This is a genomic window from Protofrankia coriariae (genome assembly GCF_001017755.1).
GTDB lineage: Bacteria > Actinomycetota > Actinomycetes > Frankiales > Frankiaceae > Protofrankia > Protofrankia coriariae.
On the sequence record NZ_JWIO01000013.1, the window covers coordinates 11172 to 14266 of the forward strand.

Here is a 3095-nt window from a genome sequence, read left to right on the forward strand (position 1 = left end):
TGGTCGGCGGCCGGCCGGTCGCCACTGGGGCTTCAACGCAGTGTGACACCTCCTGGTGTCACGCCTCCCGCAGCCGGTACCGGCGGATCGCGTCCTCGACGACCGTCGCCTTGATCGCACCGTGGCGGGTCAGAGCTTCCAGGGTCGCCACCGTGATCGACTCGGCGTCGACATGGAAGTGGCGGCGCAGCGCCGCCCGGGTGTCCGAGCGTCCGTAACCGTCGGTGCCCAGGGAGGAGTAGTCCTGGGGAATCCAGCGGGAGATCTGGTCCGGTACCGCACGCATCCAGTCGCTGACGGTAATCACCGGCCCGGGTGCCCCCTGTAGGAGCCGGGTCACGTACGGCCGGCGTTCCACCGAGTCCGGGTTGAGCAGGTTGTGCTCCTCGCAGCTGAGCGCCTCGCGGCGCAGCTCGTTCCAGGAGGTCACCGACCACACGTCCGCCTGTACGCCGAAGTCGTTCGCGAGCAGTTCCTGGGCGTCCAGCGCCCAGCGCATCCCGGTGCCGCTGGCCAGCAGCTGCGCGCGGGGCGGCTCGGCGTCCGACGACCCGCCCGCCGAGGAGCCGGTGTCGGCCGGCGGCCGTACCGGCAGGCCCGNCCGGCAGGCCCGCCTCGGCGAACGGCCGGAACAGGTACATGCCGGCGAGTATCTGCGCCGGGTCGACCCCGGCCGGCTCGGCCGGCTGCGGGAACGGCTCGTTGTAGACGGTCAGGTAGTAGAAGACGTCCTCGCTGCGTTCGCCGTACATGCGGTCGAGGCCGTCCCGGACGATGTGGGCGACCTCGAAGGCGAACGCCGGGTCGTAGGCCACACACGCCGGGTTCGTCGAGGCGAGCAGCAGGGAGTGGCCGTCCTGGTGCTGAAGCCCCTCGCCGTTGAGGGTCGTGCGGCCCGCGGTGGCCCCGAGCAGGAAGCCGCGGCCGAGCTGGTCACCGAGCGCCCACATCTGGTCGCCGGTCCGCTGGAACCCGAACATCGAGTAGAACACGTACACCGGAATCATGTGCACCCCGTGGGTGGCATATGCGGTGCCCGCGGCGATGACCGATCCCATCGAACCGGCCTCGTTGATTCCCTCGTGCAGCATCTGGCCGGACTCGGACTCCTGGTAGGAAAGCAGGAGCTCACGGTCCACGGCCTCGTAACGCTGGCCGTGCGGTGAGTAGATCTTGGCGGTCGGGAACATGGCGTCCATACCGAAGGTGCGCGCCTCGTCCGGAATGACCGGGACGAACCGGGCGCCCATCTCCTTCGTCTTGATCAGGTCCTTGAGCAGCCGGACGAAGGCCATCGTGGTGGCCACCGGCTGCTTGCCCGAGCCCCGGCGCAGGTCACCGAAGATTGACTCCGGCGGCTGCGGGAGAGGCCGGGCGCGCACGACCCGTCGCGGCAGCGTGCCGTCCAGCGCGGCCCGCCGTTCCCGCATGTACTGGATCTCCTCCGAATCCGGGCCGGGATGGAAGTAGGGCGGCAGGCCGCTCTCCAGCTCGGAGTCGGGAATGTCCAGGTAGAGCCGGTCGCGAAACTCCTTGAGATCGGCCTTGGAGAGTTTCTTCATCTGGTGCGTGGCGTTACGCGCCTCGAAGTCCTTGCCCAGCGTCCAGCCCTTGATGGTGTGGGCGAGGATGACGGTGGGCTGGCCGGTGTGCTCGGTCGCCGCCTTGTAGGCCGCGTACAGCTTGCGGTAGTCGTGCCCGCCGCGGGAGAGTTTGCGCAGCTCGTCGTCGGACAGGTCCTTGACCATACGGCGCAGCCGCGCGTCCACTCCGAAGAAATGTTCCCGGATGTACGCGCCGGACGATGTCGTATAGGTCTGGAACTGGCCGTCCGGGGTGGTGTTCATCCGGTGGACGAGCACCCCGTCGGTGTCCTTGGCCAGCAGCGGGTCCCAGTCGCGGCCCCAGACCACCTTGATGACGTTCCAGCCGGCGCCGCGGAACAGCGACTCCAGCTCCTGCATGATTTTCCCGTTGCCGCGGACCGGCCCGTCGAGGCGCTGCAGATTGCAGTTCACGACGAAGATGAGGTTGTCGAGCTCCTCGCGCGCGGCGATGCCGAGCGCGCCGATCGACTCGGGCTCGTCCATTTCGCCGTCACCGAGGAAGGCCCACACCCGGCTGCCGGAGGTGTCCTTGATCCGCCGATTCAGCAGATAGCGGTTGAACCGGGCCTGGTAGATGGCGTGGATCGGCCCGAGGCCCATCGAGACGGTCGGGAACTCCCAGAAGTCGGGCATGAGACGGGGATGCGGATAGGAGGACAGCCCACCGGGCTCGCCCTCCCGGCGGAACGCGTCGAGCTGCGCCGCGGTCAGCCGGCCCTCGAGAAAGGCCCGGGCGTAGATACCCGGCGAGGCGTGTCCCTGAATGAACACCTGGTCGCCCGAGTCGCCGCCGGGCCCGCCGGTCAGGTTGTCCTTGCCGCGGAAGAAGTGGTTGAATCCCACCTCGTACAGAGCGGCGCTGGACGCGTATGTCGCGATATGTCCGCCGACACCGTATTCGGGCCGGTTCGCACGGCTTACCATGATGGCCGCGTTCCAGCGGACATAGGCCCGGATGCGCCGTTCTATGTGCTCGTCCCCGGGGAACCACGGTTCCCGCTCCGGCGGGATGGTGTTGATGAAATCGGTGCTGGTGAGTCCGGGCACTCCGACAGCCTTCTCCCGGGCCCGTTCCAGCAGCTTCAGCATGAGGAATCGGGCCCGGCCACGGCCCTGCTCGTCGATCACCGAGTCCAGGGACTCCAGCCATTCGCCGGTTTCGGACGGGTCGATGTCCGGCAACTGGCTGGGAAGCCCGTCGGTGATGACCGAGAACCTCCTGCCGCTGTCCTTCGCCACGTGTTCTCCCTGACGTCACTTGGTCGTTGTGCGCATGCTTCGTCGTGAGTGGGTCCCCTTCCATCGTGCTCTGCGCGGGGGGGCTCGTCACGCTTCCCGACGTTACTTGTGGCCCACCCGGTCGAAGAACACACGATCATGATTTTTCTCGGGTGTGCGGGGTGCTGGGGAACTGACCTGGATCGACGGCCGTGGGTACGCACCGTCGTCGGCGCGCCGCCCCCGCGGGACGGGGCGGCGCGCCGACGA

1 pseudogene is annotated in these 3095 nt (G+C 68.2%); it reads right to left on the reverse strand.

The features are described from left to right. Nucleotides 1-58: 58 nt before the first annotated feature. Nucleotides 59-2846, reverse strand: a pseudogene (gene aceE, locus FrCorBMG51_RS09590) (pyruvate dehydrogenase (acetyl-transferring), homodimeric type). Nucleotides 2847-3095 lie beyond the last annotated feature (249 nt).